The sequence below is a fragment of the Amycolatopsis eburnea genome, assembly GCF_003937945.1.
In the GTDB taxonomy this organism is placed as follows: Bacteria; Actinomycetota; Actinomycetes; order Mycobacteriales; family Pseudonocardiaceae; genus Amycolatopsis; species Amycolatopsis eburnea.
This window is the reverse complement of sequence record NZ_RSEC01000058.1, coordinates 1,144,444-1,163,547: the sequence shown is the minus strand read 5'-3', so window position 1 is coordinate 1,163,547 and position 19,104 is coordinate 1,144,444. Positions and strand designations below refer to the sequence as shown.

Below are 19,104 nucleotides of genomic sequence, written 5' to 3'. Positions count from 1 at the left end.
TTCTCTTGGGTTTCAGAGGTTCTCGAGCCAGGCGCGGACGGCGTCGGCGGTCGTCGTGGCGTGGTTTTCCATCATCGACCAGTGGTTGCCGGGCACGTCCACGCCGACGTGGTCCGGGGTCCAGGTCGGCCGCCAGGCATCGCTTTCGCTCCGCTCGCCGCTGACCGACTGGAGGGATTCCGTGGCGCGCACGAACAACGTCGGCACGGCGGTGTCCGCCGGCGTCCAGTCGGCGAACACGCGGAAGTAGCAGCCCATGCCGGTCAGCTTGCGGTCGTCGACGCCACCGGCTTCTTCCTCGCGGTCCTGGGCGCTGGTGACGAACGTGCTCTTGAACCGGTCGATCTGCCCGCTCTGCGGCACGTAGGTGTCCATCAGCACGATGCCCTCGGGCGGCGAGCCGAGCTGCTCCAGGTGCGTCGCGACGGCGTGCGCCAGCCAGCCGCCGGAGGAATGCCCGAGCAGCACGAACGGCGTGCCGCCCGCGGCGTTCCAGACCAGTTCGGCCTGCAGTTCCACGGTCGCTTCGACGGTCGACGGCAGCAGTTCGCCGGGCCGGAACCCGGGCGCGGGGATCATGGTCAGCTCGCGTTCCCCGCGGAACCCGGCGGCGAACCGGGCGTACTGCTGGGCCCCGGTGATCGCGACCGGCGCGGCGAAGCAGAGCACCGCCGGGGTGGTGTCCCCGCGCGCCAGGCGGACCGGTTCCGGCAGTTGCTTGACGTCGTCGAGGCGGTCGAACGACGGGCGCAGCCGCGAAGCCGCCTTGATGAACTCGACGGCTTCGGCGATCTTGCCTTCGTCACAGGCCTTCCGGTAGAGGAGCTGGATCGAGCCGGTCTCCTCTTCCGGCGCGGTGTCCTCAGTGGACACCGCTTGTTCCGTCGGCACCAGTTCACCGCTGAGGAACTCGACCAGCGCGTCTGGCGTGGGGTGGTCGAAGACGAGCGTCGCGGGCAGCCGCAGGCCGGTGAGCCCGATCAGCCGGTTGCGCAGCTCGACGGCCGTGAGCGAGTCGAAGCCCATTTCGGGGAAGCCGACCCCGGCCGGGACGGCGTCCGGCCCGGCGAACCCGAGCACCCCGGCCACCTGCGTCAGGACGACGTCCCGGAGCGCGTCCCCGGTGAGCCCCTCGACCGGCACGGCTTCCGTGGCGGCCTTCCGGACGGCGGGCCGGACGAGTCCCCGCAGCAGCGGCGGCACGCCCCCGGTCCCGAACTGCCGCCGAAGCGCGGCGACGTCGAGGTGCATCGGGACCAGGACGGCTTCTTGCGTGGCGCGGGCGGTGTCGAACAGCCGCAGTCCTTCCTCTGTGGACAGTGGCCGAAGACCGGCACGGCTCACCTTTTCCCGGCCGTCGGTGCCCAGCTGGCGGGTCAGGTCGCTGGCTTCGTCCCAGAGGCCCCAGGCCAGGGACTTCGCCGGGAGCCCGTGCGCCTGCCGGTGGGCGGCGAGGGCGTCCAGGTAGGCGTTGGCCGCGGCGTACCCGGCCTGTCCCGCGTTGCCGAGGGTGCCGGCGGCGGAGGAGAACAGGACGAAGTCGGTGAGGTCGTGGGTCAGTTCGTGGAGGTTCCGGGCCGCGTCGGCCTTGGGCCGCAGCACGGTGCTGAGGCGTTCGGGCGTGAGGCCGTCGAGCATCCCGTCGTCGAGGACGCCCGCGGCGTGGACGACGGTCCGGAGCGGGAAGTCGGCGGGGATGCCGTCGAGGACCGCGGCGAGGGCGTCCCGGTCGGCGGCGTCGCACTCGGCGACGGTGACCCGCGCGCCGGCGGCCGTCAGGTCCGCGACCAGCCGCTCGGACCGCTCGGCGGCCCGGCGGCTGGTGAGCACGATGTGCCCGGCCCCGGCCTCGGCGACGTGCCGGGCGACGAGGCTGCCGAGGAGACCGGTACCGCCGGTGATGAGCACGGTGCCGGCCGGGTCGAACGCGGGCGCGTCCGAAGCCGGCGTCGCGAGGCGGGCCAGGCGCGGTGCGAGTACCTGCCCGTCCCGCACCGCGACCTGGGGTTCCTCGCCCGCCGCGAGCCGCTCCAGCAGCTCGCGCGGGGTGTCCGCCTCGGCGTCGATCAGGACGAACCGGCCCGGTTGTTCCGTCTGCGCGGACCGGACGAGGCCCCACACGGCGGCCGCCGCGAGGTCGGGCACGTCCTCGCCCGGCCGGGCCGCCACCGCGCCCCGCGTGACGATCGCCAGGCGGGTCGTGTCCTGCCGCAGCCGGGCCAGCGCCGCCGCCGTGACCTCGTGCACGTCTCCCGCCGGGACCTCGAACAGCTCCGCGGGTCCGGACGAAACGGGCGAGCCGGCCGGGGTCCACTGGACGTGGAACAGCGGGTCGCGGCCCGCGGTCACCGTCGAGACCGGGCGGGTCGCCAGCGAGCCGATCGTCGCCACCGGGGCGCCGGCCGGGTCGGCGAGGTCGAGGTGCCCGTCCGGGGCCAGCCGGACGCGGACCGCCGAAGCGCCGACTGCGTGCAGCACGACGTCGGTCCAGGCGAACGGCATCTGCGCACCACCGTCGCCGTCGCCCGCGACCATGCCGGCGTGCAGGGCGGCGTCGAGCAGCGCCGGGTGCAGGCCGAAGCGGTCGGCGTCGGCGATCGCGACCTCGGCGAAGACCTCGTCGTCCCGTCGCCAGACCGCGCGCAGCCCCTGGAACGCCGGGCCGTAGCCGAAGCCGCGCTCGGCCAGCGCCGCGTACGCGCCGTCCAGCTCGACGGCGGTGGCGCCCGGGGGCGGCCACTCGGTCAGGGCCAGCCCCTCGGCGGCGGTCGTGCCGAGGACGCCGGAAGCGTTGCGGGTCCACGGGTCTTCGGAGCCCGACAGTCGTGAGTGGACAGTCACCTCACCCGAAGCACCGACCACCACCTGCACCTGGATCCCGCCCGACTCGGGCAGCACGATCGGTGCCTCCAGGGTCAGCTCGTCCAGCACCGGGCGGCCCGCGTGCGCCCCGGCCTGCAGGGCCAGCTCGACCAGCGCCGTGCCGGGGACCAGGACGGTGCCGAGCAGGCTGTGGTCGGCCAGCCACGGGTGCGTGCGCAGGGACAACGCGCCGGTGCACACCAGCCCGCCGGTCTCCGGCAGCGTGACGACCGCGCCGAGCAGCGGGTGGTCCGCCGTCGCCAGGCCGGCCGAGCCGACGTCACCGGCGCCGGCCGGGGATTCGAGCCAGTAGCGGTCGCGCTGGAACGCATACGTCGGCAGGTCGACGCGGCGGCCGCCGTCGAGCGCCGCGGTCCAGTCGACGCGCACGCCGCGGACCCACGCCTCGGCGAGCGACGTCAGCAGCCGGGCGGGGCCGCCGTCCTCGCGCCGCAGGGTGCCGACGGCGACGACCGCCCGCTCCGCCGTCTCCTCGATCGCCATGGTGAGCACCGGGTGCGGGCTGCACTCGACGAAGACGCCGTAGCCGTCGGCCAGCAGCTTCTTCGTGGCGCCGGCGAAGTCGACGGTCTCGCGCAGGTTGCGGGCCCAGTAGGCCGCGTCCAGGGTGCTCGTGTCGAGGAAATCGCCGGTGACGGTCGAGCAGAACGGGATGTCGGCGGTGCGCGGGGTGATCGGCGCCAGTACTTCCAGCAACCGGTCGTGGATGCGGTCGACGTGCGCGGAGTGCGACGCGTAGTCGACCGGGATCAGCTTGGCGCGCACTTCGTCGGCCGCGCAGCCCGCGACGAACTCGGCCAGCAGGCCCGCGTCGCCGGACACCACGACGGAGGTGGGGCCGTTGACCGCCGCGAGCGACAGTCCACCCCAGCCTGCCAGCCGTTCGGCCGCCGCCTCGGCGGACAGCGCGACCGATGCCATCCCCCCGTCGCCACCGAGCGCCAGGATCTCCTTGCTGCGCAACGCGACAACTCGCGCACCGTCCTCAAGGGACAGCGCGCCCGCGACGACCGCGGCGGCGATCTCGCCCTGCGAGTGCCCCACGACGGCGGCGGGCTCGACGCCGTGCGCCCGCCACACCGCGGCCAGCGACACCAGCACGGCGAACAGCACCGGCTGGACGACGTCGACGCGGCCGAGGTCGCGGTTCTCGCGCAGCACGTCCACGACGGAGAAGTCCACAAAGGACGACAGGGCGGCGGCGCACTCGGCCAGCCGTTCGGCGAAGACCGGCGACGAGTCCAGCAGCTCGACCGCCATCCCCGTCCACTGCGAACCCTGGCCCGGGAAGACGAACACGACCTTGCCGGGCCGCGAGGCGATGCCGCTGACCACCTGAGCACCTTCGAGCCCGGCGGCGAAGTCCGCGAGATCCCGCCCCAGCACGACGGCCCGGTGGTCGAAGGCCGCCCGCGTGGTGGCCAGCGACCACCCGATGTCCAGGGCCTTCCCCGTCACCCCGGCGAGCGCCTCGGCCTGCCCTCGCAGCGCCCCCGCACTCCGCCCGGACAGCACCCACGGCACCAAGCGCCCCAATGTGGCGTTCGGTGCGTCCAGCGCACCCAATGTGGCGTTCGGTGCGTCAGATGCACCCAACGCCACATTGGGGCGCTCTGGCGACTCGAGGATCACGTGGGCGTTCGTGCCGCTGACCCCGAACGACGAGACCGCCGCGCGGCGTGGGCGGCCGGTCTCCGGCCACGGCCGGGCTTCGGTGAGCAGCGAGACCGCGCCCGACGACCAGTCGACGTGCGGCGAAGGCTCGTCGACGTGCAGGGTCGCCGGCAGCACGCCGTGCTTCATGGCCTGGACCATCTTGATCACGCCCGCGACGCCCGCCGCGGCCTGCGTGTGGCCGATGTTCGACTTGACGCTGCCCAGCCACAACGGCTCCGCGCGCTCCTGCCCGTAGGTGGCCAGCAACGCCTGCGCCTCGATCGGGTCACCCAGCGAGGTTCCGGTGCCGTGCGCTTCGACGGCGTCCACATCGGACGGCCGCAGCCGCGCGGATGCCAGCGCCGCGCGGATCACGCGTTGCTGGGCCGGGCCGTTCGGTGCGGTGAGGCCGTTCGACGCGCCGTCCTGGTTGACCGCCGTCCCGCGGACCACGGCCAGGATCGGGTGGCCGAGCCGCTTCGCGTCGGAAAGCCGCTCCACCAGCAGCATTCCCGCGCCTTCGGCCCAGCCGGTGCCGTCGGCGGACGCGGCGAACGACTTGCACCGCCCGTTGCCCGACAGCCCGCCTTGGCGGCTGAACTCGAGGAACGCGGTCGGGGTGAACATCACCGTCACGCCGCCGACCAGCGCCATCGTGCACTCCCCCGAACGCAGGGACTGCGCCGCCAGGTGCAGCGCCACCAGCGACGACGAGCACGCCGTGTCGATCGTGACCGCGGGCCCTTCCAGCCCGAACGTGTAGGCCACGCGCCCCGACGCGACGCTGCCCGCGCTGCCGTTGCCGAGGTAGCCCGCGAGGTCGTCCGGCACGGCGGTGAGCCGCGAGACGTAGTCGTGGTACATCAGCCCGGCGAACACGCCGGTCCGGCTGCCCTTGACCGAGCCGGGGTCGATGCCCGCACGCTCGAAGGATTCCCACGCCGTCTCGAGCAGCAGCCGGTGCTGCGGGTCGATCGCCATGGCCTCGCGCGGCGAGATGCCGAAGAACTCCGGGTCGAAGCGGTCGGCGTCGTAGAGGAACCCGCCCTCGGGCACGAAGTCGGTGCCGGGCAGGTCCCAGCCGCGGTCGGTCGGGAACCCCGAGACGCCGTCGCGGCCGTCCGCCACCAGGTCCCAAAACTCCTCCGGCGAGCTGACGCCACCGGGGTAGCGGCAGCTCATGCCGATGATGGCCAGTGGTTCGTCGGCCGGGGCCGCCGCCGTCGCCGGGGTGACCGGCGCGGCCGTCCCGCCCAGCTCGGTGACCAGGTGCTCGACCAGCGCGGCCGGGCTCGGGTAGTCGAAGATCAGCGTCGCGGGCAGCCGCAGCCCGGTCGCGCCGCCGAGGCGGTTGCGCAGCTCGACCGCGGTCAGCGAGTCGAAGCCGAGGTCCTTGAAGGCGCCGTCGAGGTCGACCGCGGCCGTCGAGCCGTGCCCGAGCACGGCCGCGACGTGCGTGCTGACGACGTCGGCGAGCACCTCCCGGCGCTCGGGCTCGGCCAGTCCGGCCAGCCGCTGCGCGAGCCCGGCGTCGACCGCTTCGCCCGCTCGCCGCAGCGGCGTCCGGACCAGGCCGCGCAGCAGCCACGGCAGCATCCCGGACGCGGCCTGCCTGCCGAGCACGGCGAGGTCCAGCCGGCTCAGCAGCTGCACCGGGGCCGCGGCCGCCAGCGCCGCGTCGAACAGCGCCAAGCCATCCACTGTGGACAGCGGGATCATGCCGCCGCGGCTCATCCGGCGCAGGTCGGCGTCGGCGAGTCCGGCGGCCATGCCCTGGGCCCAGGCGCCCCACGCCATCGCGGTGCCGGGCAGACCGGCGGCCCGCCGGTGGGTCATCAGCGCGTCGAGGAACGCGTTGGCCGCGGCGTAGTTGCCCTGCCCCGCACCGCCCATGACACCCGCCGCGGAGGAGAACACGACGAACGCGGCCAGCGGGCGGTTCGCGGTCAGCTCGTGCAACGCCCAGGCGGCGTCCACCTTGGGCCGGAACACGGCCTCGAAGCGTTCCGGGGTAAGGGATTCCACGACGCCGTCGTCGAGCACGCCCGCCGCGTGCACCACGGCGCACAGGTCCGGGATGTCCGCCAGCACCGTCGCGAGAGAATCGCGATCGGCGACGTCGCACGCGACCACGACCGCCTCGGCACCCAAGCCGGAAAGGTCCGAGACCAGCTCGGCGGCGCCGGGGGTGTCCGGGCCGCGACGGCCGGTCAGCACCAGCCTGCGGACGCCCTGCGAGGCGAGGTGCCGGGCGGTGAGGGCGCCGATGCTGCCCAGACCGCCGGTGATGAGCACGGTGCCGTCGAGCACCGGCGCGTCCCCATCGGACTCCGCCGGGCGCGCCAGGCGCAGCATCCGCAGTTCGCCGTCGCGGAGGGAAAGCTGCGGTTCCCCGGTGGCCGCCGCGGCGGCGAGGACGTCGTCGGCGAGGTCGCCGGTGTCGACGTCGAGCAGCACGAACCGGCCGGGGTTCTCCGACTGCGCGGCCCGCACGAGGCCCCACGCGGCGGCCGCGGCGAGGTCGGGATCGTCGGCGACCGCACCCCGCGTCACGAACACGAGCCGGGCGTCCGACGAGCCCGCGAGCCGGTCCTGCAGCAGCTTCAAGGTCGCGGCGGTCACTTCACGGACCTGGGCGGGCACCGAACCCGTGCCGCAGGGCAGCTCGGTGACCTCTATCGGACCCGAGAAGTCCCCGGCCGGTGCGGGCTGCCAGTCCAAAGTGAACAGTGCGTCGCGCAGGCTGCGGGAGGTGTCCAAGCCCTCGGCCGACACCGGCCGCGAGACCAGGGAACCGATGGTGGCGACCGGCTTTCCGGCCGGGTCGGCGAGCGTCAGCGACACCGCGCCGGTGCCCGCCGGGACCAGCCGCACCCGGACTTCGGCGGCGCCCGCGGCGAACAGCGAGACGTCGGTCCACGCGAACGGCAGCCGTCCTTCCGGCGCCGCGTCCGGCGTGGCCAGGCCCGCCGCGTGCAGCGTCGCGTCCAGCAATGCCGGGTGGACGCCGAAGCGTTCGGGGCCGTGTTCGGCGTCGAGCGCGACTTCGGCGAACACCTCCTCGCCGCGTCGCCAGGCCGCACGCAACCCGCGGAACGCCGGTCCATAGTGGAATCCGGCGGATTCGACGGCGTCATAGATACCTTCCACCGCAACGAGTTCGGCACCCGACGGCGGCCACTCGCTCAGGTCCGGGCCCGGTGCGGCCGTTCCCGGCGCCAGGAACCCGGTCGCGTGCCGCACCCACGGTTCGTCGAAGGCGGCGCCGTCGGGGCGCGAGTGCAGGCCGACGCTCCGGCGGCCCGCGCCGTCCGGCGCGCCGACCGCGAGCTGGACCTGGACGCCGTCGTCGCCGAGGACGAGCGGGGCTTCCAGCGTCAGCTCTTCGACGCGCCCGCACCCCGCCTGCTCCCCCGCCCGCAACGCGAGTTCCAGCATCGCGGTGCCGGGCAGCAGCACCGTGCCGAGCACGGCGTGGTCGGCCAGCCACGGGTGCGCCCGCCGGGACAGCACGCCGGTGAACAGGAAGCCGTCACCCCCGGCGAGCGACACCGCGGCGCCGAGCAACGGGTGTTCGGTCGCCCCCAGGCCGACCGAAGCCACGTCACCGGCGGTTTCCTTCGCCTCCAGCCAGTAGCGCTCGCGCTGGAAGGCGTACGTCGGCAGCGGGATCCGCCGCGCGCCGGTGCCCTCGAACACCGCCGCCCAGTCCGGTTCGCGGCCGCGCGTGTGCAGCCGGGCGACCGCGGCCGCGAAGGTCAGGGGTTCCGGCCGCTCGGGCCGCAGGGTGGCGACGCCGACGGCCACTTCGGGCACGAGCGCCGCCAGCCGACCGCCCGGCCCGACCTCGACGTACGTCGTGACGCCCGCCTCGTGCAGGGTGGCGACGCCGTCGGCGAACCGGACCGTGGCGAGCACGTGCGTGACCCAGTAGTCCGGGTCGGCGAACTCGTCGGCGATCGGCTTCCCGGTCACGGTCGAGACGATCGGGATCGACGGGGTCCCGAAGGCGAGCCCGGCGAGCGCGGCCCGGAACTCCGCGGTCATCGGCGCCATCAGCGGCGAGTGGAACGCGTGGCTGGTGGCGAGTTCGCTGGTCTTGCGGCCCTTCTCCGCCCACGCGGCGGCAACGGCCGTGACGGCTTCGGCCGGGCCGGAGAGCACCACCGCGCCGGGGCCGTTGACGGCGCCGATCGCGACGTCGTCGGGCAGCGTCGGGGCGATTTCGCTCTCGGCGGCCTCGACTGCGATCATCACGCCGCCCGCGGGCAGGGCCTGCATCAGCCGGCCGCGGGCGGTGACCAGCGTGGCCGCGTCGGCCAGTGAGAGGACGCCGGAGACGTGCGCGGCCGCGATTTCGCCGATCGAGTGCCCGAGCAGGAAGTCCGGCCGCACGCCCCAGGCTTCGAGCAGCCGGAACAGCGCGACCTCGACGGCGAACAGCGCGGGCTGGGTGAACTCGGTTTCGTCCAGGCGGTCGCCGTCGAACACCGCGCCGCGCACCGCGGGGTCCAGCTCGGTCAGCGCGGCATCGAGGGCCGCGGCGAACACCGGGTAGGCGGCGTACAGCTCGGTGGCCATCCCCGCGTACTGCGCGCCCTGCCCGGAGAAGAGGAACGCGGTCTTGCCCGGTGCCGCCGTGTCCGTGACGGCGGTGGCCAGGTCCGCCAGCCCGGCCAGGAGTTCCTCGCGGTCGCGGCCGAGCACGACGGCCCGGTGCGGGTGCCGCGCGCGGGTCGTGGTGGTGAACGCTGCGTCCACAAGGGACACGTCGTCGAGGTGGTCCGAAAGCGCTTGCGCCTGGGCGGCGAGGGCGTCCTGCGTGCGAGCCGAGATCAGCAGCGGCAGCACCGGCGGCGTGGTCCGTTCGCCGCTGTCGGTCTCTTCCGGCAGCTCCAGGACCACGTGCGTGTTGGTGCCGCTGACCCCGAACGACGACACACCGGCCCGCCGCGGCCGCCCGGTTTCCGGCCACGGCCGGGCCTCGGTGAGCAGCTCGACGGCGCCCGCGGTCCAGTCCACCCGCGGGTTCGGCTCGTCGACGTGCAGCGTCTTCGGCAGGACGCCGTGCCGCATCGCCTGCACCATCTTGATCACGCCGCCGACGCCGGCCGCGGCCTGGCTGTGCCCGATGTTCGACTTCAGCGACCCGAGGTAGAGCGGCTCCGCGCGGTCCTGGCCATAGGTGGCGAGCACCGCCTGCGCTTCGATCGGGTCGCCGAGCACGGTGCCGGTGCCGTGCGCCTCCACGGCGTCCACTTCGGACGGCGAGAGCCCGGCGGCGGCCAGCGCGTCGAGGATGACCCGCTGCTGGGCGGGACCGTTCGGCGCGGTGAGGCCGTTGGACGCGCCGTCCTGGTTGACCGCGGTGCCGCGGACCACGGCCAGTACGGGGTGGCCGAGGCGCCGGGCGTCGGAAAGCCGTTCCACCAGCAGCATCCCGGCGCCCTCGCCCCAGCTGGTGCCGTCGGCGGCCGCGGCGAAGGACTTGCAGCGGCCGTCCGGGGCCAGCCCGCGGGCCCGGCTGAACTCGATGAACGCCGTCGGCGTCGACATCACGGTCACGCCGCCGGCCAGCGCCAGCGAGCACTCGCCGCGGCGCAGCGCGGTCGCCGCCAGGTGCAACGCCACCAGCGACGACGAGCACGCCGTGTCGATGGTGAGCGCCGGGCCCTCCAGCCCGAAGGTGTAGGCGACGCGGCCGGACGCGATGCTGCCCGCGCTGCCGTTGCCGATGAACCCTTCGAACCCGTCGGGCACCGGCTGCAGCCGGGCCGCGTAGTCGTTGTACATCACGCCGGCGAACACGCTGGTCTTGCTGCCCCGCAGCGCGGCCGGAGCCAGCCCGGCGGCCTCGATGGCCTCCCAGGACAGCTCCAGCAGCAGCCGCTGCTGCGGGTCCATCGCGAGGGCGTCGCGCGGCGAGATGCCGAAGAACGCCGGGTCGAAGTCCGCGGCCTCGCGCAGGAAACCGCTTTCGGTCACGTAGTACGTGCCGGGCTGGTCGGGGTCCGGGTCGTAGAGCTTCCCCAGGTCCCAGCCGCGGTCCTCGGGGAACGGCCCGATGCCCTCGCGGCCGGCGTCGACCAGGTCCCACAGCCCGTCGGGGTCGCCGACGCCACCGGGGTAGCGGCAGCTCATCCCGATGATGGCGATCGGCTCCCTGGCCTGCGCTTCGAGCTCGGCCAGCTGCGAGCGCGTCGCGCCGAGCCGCTGCCGGGCCTGCTGCAGGTCGGCCGTGGCCCGCTTCAAGTAGTCGCGGAGGGTGTCTTCGTTCGCCATTCCGGGCGTCTCCTCGGTGGATCGTGGGGTCGGCGGGCGGCCGCTAGCGAACTTCGAAGTCCTGGTCGATCAAGGCGAACAGCTCCTCGTCCGTCGCGGTGTCCAGGCGTTCGCCCTCCTCCGCACCGGTCCGCGGGTAGAGGGTGGCAAGCAGCACTTCCAAACGGGTTCTAAGCGCCATCCGCGTCGCTTCCGCCGGTTCCGCGGCGGCCAGACCCGCTTCGAGCTGGGCCAACGCCGTCAGCGCCGGATCGGCCGCTTCCGCGTCGCCCCGGCCCAGTTCCGCGAGGAGGAAGCCGGTGAGCACCCGCGGGTCCGGGTAGTCGAAGATCAGCGTCGCGGGCAGCCGGAGGCCGGTCGCGGCGGCCAGGTTGTTGCGCAGTTCGACGGCGCTGAGGGAGTCGAAGCCGAAGTCGCCGAAGCCGCGTTCCGGGTCGACGGCGTCCGCGGACGCGTGCCCGAGCACGGCCGCGACCTGCGTCCGCACCAGGTCGAGCAGGACGGCTTCCTGCTCCTCGGCGGGCACCTCGGCCAGCCGGGCGGCGAGCGCGCCTTCCTCCGGCGCGGCCGACGGGCGCCGCGCGCCGCGGATCAGCCCGCGGAACAGCGGGGGCACCGGGCCGCTCCCGATCCGCTGCCGCGTCGCCGCGAGGTCCAGTTCCATCGGGAGCAGCATCGGCTCGCCGAGGCCGAGCGCGGTGTCGAACAGCGCGAGCGCGTCGGCCGTGGCCAGCGCGCCGAAGCCGCCGCGGTTCATCCGGCGCTTGTCGACGTCGGTGAGCTCGCCGAGCAGGCCGCTCGACTGCTCCCACAGGCCCCAGGCCAGCGACGTCGCGGGCAGCCCGCGGGCGTGCCGGTGGCGGGCCAGCGCGTCCAGCACGGCGTTGGCGGCGGCGTAGTTGGCCTGCCCGGCGTTGCCGAGCGTGCTCGCCGCGGAGGAGAACAGCACGAACGCGGCCAGGTCGAGGTGCTCGGTCAGCTCGTGCAGGTGCCGGGCGGCGTCGGCCTTGGGCCGCAGCACGGTCTCGAACCGCTCCGGGGTCAGCGAGGCGACGACGCCGTCGTCGAGGACGCCGGCGGTGTGCACGACGGCGGTCAGCGGGTGCTCGGCGGGGATCCCGGCCAGGAGCGCTGTCAAGGCGTCACGATCGGCGGCGTCGCACGCCACGACGGTCGCGGTCGCCCCCAGGCCGTCCAATTCGGACACGAGGTCGCCGATACCCGGCGTGTCCGGTCCGCGACGGCCCGCGAGCACGAGGTGCCGGACGCCCTGGCCGGCCAGGTGCCGGGCGAGGAGGCCGCCGAGGGTGCCGGTGCCGCCGGTGATGAGCACGGTCCCGTCGGGATTCCACTCCCTGGGGGTTTCCTCGCCCGCCGGGACGCGGGCGAGGCGGGGTGCGAGGGTTTCGCCGTCTCGCAGCAGCACCTGCGGTTCCCCGCCCGCGAGCGCGGCGAGGATCGCGCGGCCGTCGAGGTCGCCGTCGAGGTCCAGGAGCGTGAACCGGTCCGGGTTTTCGGCCTGGGCGGTGCGCACCAGACCCCACGCGGCCGCCAGGGCGACGTCCTGGTCGACGCCCCGGGTCACGAACACCAGCCGTCCGGTGGTCCAATCCTGCACGGCCTGGAGCACTTCGGTGGTGACCTGGTGGACGTCGTCGCCGGCGATCGGCCGGAACGTGTAGTCCGCCGGTTCGCCGCCGGTCCTGACGACCGCCCCGGCGCTGCGCAGCGCCGCCGCGAGCGCGGGGTCGCCGAGGACCGCGCAGGTGGCCGCGGGCACCGGCCCCGTGGTGGCGGGCGCCAGGTCGAGGCGGAACAGCGACTGGTGGTACTCGGCCCGAGCTTCGATGCCCGCCGCGGAAATCGCCCGCAGCAGCAGGGATTCCGCCGAGGCGACCGGGCGGCCGTGGGCGTCGGCGACGGTCAGGCTGATCGTGTCCGGCCCGGCCGGCGCCAGCCGCACCCGCAGGCTCGCCGCCCCGGACGTCCGCAGCGTGACGCCGTTCCACGAGAACGGCAAGTGTCCCTGTCCCTTCGCGGTGACGAAGTCGCCGAGCCCGACGGCGTGCAGTGCGGCGTCGAGCAGCGCCGGGTGCAGGCCGAACCGCCCGGCGGCGTCCTGCTGGCCGTCCGGCAGCGCGACTTCGGCGTAGACGGCACCGTCGAGCGACCAGGCCGCCCGCAGGCCCTGGAACGCGGGTCCGTAGCCGAAACCGTTGTCCTGCAGGCCGTCGTAGAGGCCGGTGACGTCGATTTCCGTGGCGCCTTCGGGCGGCCACGTCGTCAGGCTGCCCGGTGCCGGTGCGTCGGGGGCGAGGGTGCCGGTGGCGTGCGAGCGCCAGGCCTGGTCGTCGTCGCCGGTGGCCGAGTGCACGGTGATCGGCCGCCTGCCGTCGCCGTCCGCCGCGCCGACGGCGACCTGGACCCGGACCGCGCCCTTCGGCGGCAGGACCAGCGGGGCGGCGAGGGTGAGTTCTTCGATGGCCGCGCAGCCCACCTCGTCGGCGGCGCGCAACGCGAGTTCGACGAACGCGGTGCCGGGCAGCAGCACGGTGCCCTGCACGGCGTGGTCGGCCAGCCACGGGTGCGTCTTGACCGACAGCGAGCCGGTGAGCAGGCACCCGCCGGTGCCGGGCAGGTCGACGGCCGCGCCGAGCAGCGGGTGGTCCGCGGCGGCCAGCCCGGCGGCGGTGACGTCCCCCGCGTCCCAGGACGGCTCGACCCAGAACCGCTCGCGCCGGAACGCCTGCGTCGGCAGGTCGGCTTTGCGTCCGGCGGGCAGCACGCGCGTCCAGTCCGGGGTCACGCCGCGGACGTGCAGCCGTGCGAGGGCGGTCATCGTGGTCCGGACCTCGTCGTGGTCTCTGCGCAGCACCGGGATGGCACCGTCGACCATGGCGCTCAGGACGGCGTCCGGTCCGATCTCGACGAACGTCCGCGCGTCCGTCGCCGCCACTGCGTCGGCGAACCGCACACACTCGCGGACCTGACGCACCCAGTAGTCCGGGCCCTGTTCCACAGTGGACACCCACGGGATGACCGGTTCGGTGGTGGTGAGCCCGTCGATCGCCGCCGCGAACTCCGCCAGCATCGGCTCCATCAACGCCGAGTGGAACGCGTGACTCGTGTTGAGCCGCTTTGTCTTCGCGAACCTCGCCGCATACTCCGTGACTGCGGCTTCCTCACCAGACAGCACCACAGCATCCGGCCCATTCACCGCAGCCAGCGAGACTCCATCCGGCAGCTCAACGTCCTCTTCGGACGCCTGGACCGCGATCATCACGCCACCCTCGGGCAGCGCCTGCATCAACCGGCCCCGCGCCGCAACCAGCGTCGCCGCGTCCTCAAGACTCAACACCCCGGCCACATGGGCGGCCGCGATCTCCCCCACCGAATGCCCCACCACGACGTCCGGCCGGATGCCCCACGACTCCAGCAGCCGGAACAGCGCCACTTCCACCGCGAAGATGCCCTGCTGAGCGAGATCCGTGTCCGGCGCTCCCGACAGCTCCTTGACCCGCGGATCCAAGTACGCACAGGCCGCGTCGAACGCCGCCGCGTACACCGGGAACGTCTCGTACAGCTCCCGGCCCATCCCGGCCCGCTGCGAACCCTGCCCGGTGAACAGGAAAGCGACACCCCCGCTCACCGGCGTCCCCTGCACGACGGACCGGTGCGCCCGTCCCTCCGCGAGCGCCCCCAGCCCGTCGAGCAGCTCGTCCCGATCCGCCGCGACGATCGCGGCCCGGTGCTCCAGGGCCGCCCGCCCAGTCGCCAACGTCCACGCGACATCGCCAAGCGGCAACTCCGCCGTTACGCGCAGCTTCGCGGCCTGCGCCCGCAGGCCCTCCTGATCACGCCCGGACACCACGAACGGCACGGCCCCCAAACGCCCCAATGTGGCGTTGGGTGCGTCAGACGCACCCAATGTGGCGTTCGGTGCGTCCAACGCACCCAACGCCACATTGGGGGGCTCCTCCAGGATCACGTGCGCGTTCGTCCCGCTCACCCCGAACGACGACACCCCCGCCCGCCGGACCCCGTCGGAGACGGGCCACGGCCGGGCTTCGGTGAGCAGCTCGACCGAGCCCGCCGTCCAGTCGACGTGCGGTGACGGCTCGTCGACGTGCAGCGTCTTCGGCAGCACACCGTGCCGCATGGCCTGGACCACCTTGATCACGCCGGCGACGCCCGCCGCCGCCTGGGTGTGGCCGATGTTCGACTTGAGCGAGCCCAGCAGCAGCGGCTCCGGGCGGTCCTGGCCGTAAGTGGCCAGCACGGCCTGCGCCTCGATCGGGTCGCCGAGCACGGTGCCGGTGCCGTGCGCCTCGACGACGTCCACATCGGACGGTGCCAGCGACGCGGCGGCCAGCGCGGCCCGGATGACGCGCTGCTGCGCGGGTCCGTTCGGGGCGGTCAGGCCGTTGGACGCGCCGTCCTGGTTCACCGCGGACCCGCGGACCACGGCGAGGACTTCGTGACCTAGGCGCAGCGCGTCGGACAGCCGTTCGACCAGCAGCACGCCGGCGCCTTCCGACCAGCCGACGCCGTCCGCGGCCGCCGCGAAGGACTTGCAGCGGCCGTCCGGCGCGAGCCCGCGCTGGCGGCTGAACTCGATGAACCCGGCCGGGGTGGACATCACGGTCACCCCGCCCGCCAGCGCCATCGAACACTCGCCGGAGCGCAGCGCCTGCGCGGCCAGGTGCAGCGCGACTAGCGACGACGAGCACGCCGTGTCCACCGTGAGCGCGGGCCCCTCGAAGCCGAAGGTGTAGGCGATCCGGCCGGAGACGACGCTCGATGCGGTGCCGGTGCCGACGTATCCCTCGGCCTCGGCCGGGATGGTGGCCAGCAGCGAACTGTAGTCCTGCGCCGAGGTACCGGCGAACACGCCGACCTTCGCGCCGCGCAACGCCGTCGGGTCGACACCGGCGTGCTCGAACGCCTCCCAGGACGCTTCCAGCAGCAGCCGCTGCTGCGGGTCCATGGCCAGTGCCTCGCGCGGTGAGATGCCGAAGAACGCGGCGTCGAACTCGGCGGCGCCGTCGACGAAGCCGCCTTCGATCGAGTACGTCGTACCCGGCCGGGACAGGTCCGGGTCGAAGATGGCGTCGATGTCCCAGCCGCGGTCGGCGGGGAACGGCGAGATGGCGTCGGCACCGGCGTCGACCAGCCGCCACAGGTCGTCGGCCGAGCCGATCCCGCCCGGGTAGCGGCAGCTCATCCCGATGATGGCGATCGGTTCGTCGTGCGCCGCGACGGTTTCCGCGGCCTCGATTTCCTCGCCGTCGAGGAACGCGGCCAGCGCCGACGGCGTCGGGTGGTCGAAGACGAGCGTGGCTGGCAGCTCGCGGCCGAGCGCGGTGGCCAGCAACGTCCGCAGCTCGACGGCGGTGAGCGAGTCGAAGCCCAGCTCCTTGAACGGCCGGTCCGCGCGGATCTCGTCGGCGGACCCGTGGCCGAGCACGATCGCGGCCTGCCCGCGGACCAGGTCGGTCAGCACCCGGAGCCGCTCGGCCGCCGGGGCGCCGGCCAGCCGCGCGGCCAGTGCCCCGGTGGGCGGTTCCGGCTTCGCGGCGAGTTCGACGAACCCGCCGGACCCGGTGGCCTCCAGCCAGTAGCGCGTCCGCTGGAACGGGTAAGTCGGCAAGTCGACATGACGGGCGCCGCTGCCCGCGAAATAGGCGCGCCAGTCCGGCGTGACACCCCGCGTGTGCAGCCGGGCGAGCGCGGCGACGACCGAGCGCGCCTCCGGCCGTCCGGCACGCAGGACCGCGACGGCGGCCGCGTCCCCCGGCAGGCAGTCCTGGGCCAGCGCGCTGAGCACGCCGTCCGGGCCCAGCTCGAGGAACGTCCGGACGCCTTCGGTGTGCAACGCCGTGACGCCGTCGGCGAAGCGGACCGTCTCGCGGACGTGCCGCACCCAGTAGTCCGGGCTGGTGAGCAGGCCGGGTGTGGCGAGCGCGCCGGTGACGTCGGAGACGAGCGGGATCCGCGGCTCGCTGAACGCGATTTCGCCGATGGCCGCGTGGAAATCGGCCAGCATCGGGTCCATCAGCGCGGAGTGGAACGCGTGGCTCGTGGTGAGCGCCTTGGCCTTGCCGAACTCCGCCGCGACTTCGGCGACGGCGTCGGCCTCGCCGGAGAGGACCACCGACCGCGGCCCGTTGACCGCGGCGATCGAGACGCCCTCGCGCAGCGCCGCGCGGACGTCTTCCTCGCTCGCGCGGACGGCGGCCATGACCCCGCCGACCGGCAACGCCTGCATCAGCCGGCCGCGGGCCGTGACGAGCGTCTGCGCGTCCGCCAGGGAAAACACCCCGGCGACGTGGGCGGCGGCGATCTCGCCGATCGAGTGCCCGAGCAGGTACGCCGGGCGGACGCCCCACGCTTCGACGAGCCGGTACAGCGCCACCTCGACGGCGAACAACGCGGCCTGCGCGTACTCGGTGCGGTCGAGGTCCGCGCCGCCGTCGAGGACCAGCTCGCGCACGCGGGGGTCGAAGCCCGCGCAGATCTCGTCGAACGCGGCCGCGTAGACCGGGTACGTCCGGTACAGCTCCCGGCCCATCCCGGCGCGCTGGGAACCCTGGCCGGAGAACAGGAACGCGACTTCACCCCCGGCGACGGCATCCCGCACCACCGACGGCGAGGGTTCCCCGGCGACGAGTGCACGCAGTCCCGCCTCGAGGTCCCCGAGCACTACCGCCCGCTCGCCGAAGTGCGCGCGGGTCGTTGCCAGCGCAGCGGCGAGGTCGACCGGGTCGGCGGCGACGTCCAGCAGCTGTGCGGCTTGGGCGCGCAAGGCGGCGTCGGTCCGTCCGGAAAGGACGAACGGCAGCACCGCGGGCGCCACACCGGGTTCCGGGACCGCTTCGTCCGGCGCCTCTTCCAGGATGACGTGGGTGTTGGTGCCGCTGACGCCGAACGACGACACGCCGGCCCGGCGCGGGCGGCCCGTCTCCGGCCACTCCCGCGCCTCGGTGAGCAGCTCGACCGCGCCCGCGGCCCAGTCGACGTGCGGCGTCGGCTCGTCGACGTGCAACGTCTTCGGCAGCACGCCGTGCCGCATCGCCTCGACCATCTTGATCACGCCGCCGACGCCGGCCGCGGCCTGCGTGTGACCGACGTTCGACTTGAACGAGCCGAGCAGCAGCGGCCGGTCGGCGGGCCGCTCGGCGCCGTAGGTGGCCAGCACGGCCTGTGCCTCGATCGGGTCGCCGAGCACGGTGCCGGTGCCGTGCGCTTCCACGGCGTCGACGAGGTCCGACGTCAGCGCGGCGTCGGCGAGCGCGGCGCGGATGACGCGCTGCTGCGCGGGCCCGTTCGGCGCGGACAGGCCGCTGCTGGCGCCGTCCTGGTTGACGGCGGTGCCGCGGACCACCGCGAGCACCGGGTGCCCGAGCCGCCGCGCGTCGGAAAGCCGTTCCACGAGCAGCATTCCGACGCCTTCGGCCCACGCGGTGCCGTCCGCGGCGCCGGCGAACGACTTGCAGCGGCCGTCCGGCGCGAGCCCGCGCTGGCGGCTGAACTCGATGAACCCGGCGGGCGTCACGATCATCGTGACCCCGCCCGCCAGCGCCATCGTGGTCTCGCCGCGCCGCAGTGACTGGACGGCGAGGTGCAGGGCGACCAAAGAGGACGAACACGCGGTGTCGACCGTGATCGCCGGGCCCTCGAAGCCGAAGGTGTAGGCCACCCGCCCGGAGGCGACGCTGCCAGCGTTGCCGCTGCCGAGGTAGCCCTCGACGATCTCGGGCACGGACGTCAGGCGCGCGGCGTAGTCCTGGTACATCACGCCCGCGTAGACGCCGATCTTGTGGCCGCGCACGGAAGCCGGGTCGATGCCCGCGCGTTCGAAGGCCTCCCACGACGTCTCCAGCAGCAGCCGGTGCTGCGGGTCCATCGCGAGGGCTTCGCGCGGGCTGATGTCGAAGAAGCCGGGGTCGAAGTCGGCGGGGGCGGTCATGAACCCGCCCTCGCGCACGTACGACTTGCCGGGCGTCTCGGGGTCGGGGTCGTAAACGTCCTCCGCGGTCCAGCCGCGGTCGTCCGGGAACGCCGAGATGGCGTCGGTGCCGTCGGCGACCAGCCGCCACAGCTCGTCGGGCGAGGTGACGCCGCCGGGGTACCGGCAGCTCATCCCGACGATCGCGATCGGCTCGCGGTCGCGCTCCTCGAGCTCGTGCACCCGGCCGCGGGCCTCGCGCAGGTCCTTGGCGGCCTGCTTGAGGTAGTCGCGCAGCTTCTGTTCGTTCGACATCCGATGGCTCCAGGAAGGGG

At 74.2% G+C, this 19,104-nt stretch carries 2 protein-coding genes and 1 pseudogene; all 3 read right to left on the bottom strand.

All coding sequences use genetic code 11. The annotated features are described in order from the left end of the window. Window positions 1-12: 12 nt before the first annotated feature. Window positions 13-10,821: a type I polyketide synthase gene (locus tag EIY87_RS49405; RefSeq protein WP_125313279.1), complete on the bottom strand. Its 10,809-nt coding sequence runs from the start codon at window positions 10,819-10,821 to the stop codon at window positions 13-15. A 43-nt stretch (window positions 10,822-10,864) separates the two neighbouring features. Continuing rightward, complete coding sequence (locus tag EIY87_RS30590) at window positions 10,865-19,012, bottom strand: type I polyketide synthase (RefSeq protein ID WP_449657967.1); 8,148 nt, start codon at window positions 19,010-19,012, stop codon at window positions 10,865-10,867. Next, window positions 19,007-19,084 (bottom strand): annotated as a pseudogene (locus EIY87_RS49400) (polyketide synthase docking domain-containing protein); the annotation flags it as partial. The pseudogene EIY87_RS49400 and the gene EIY87_RS30590, both read right to left, overlap by 6 nt. Window positions 19,085-19,104: the final 20 nt, after the last annotated feature.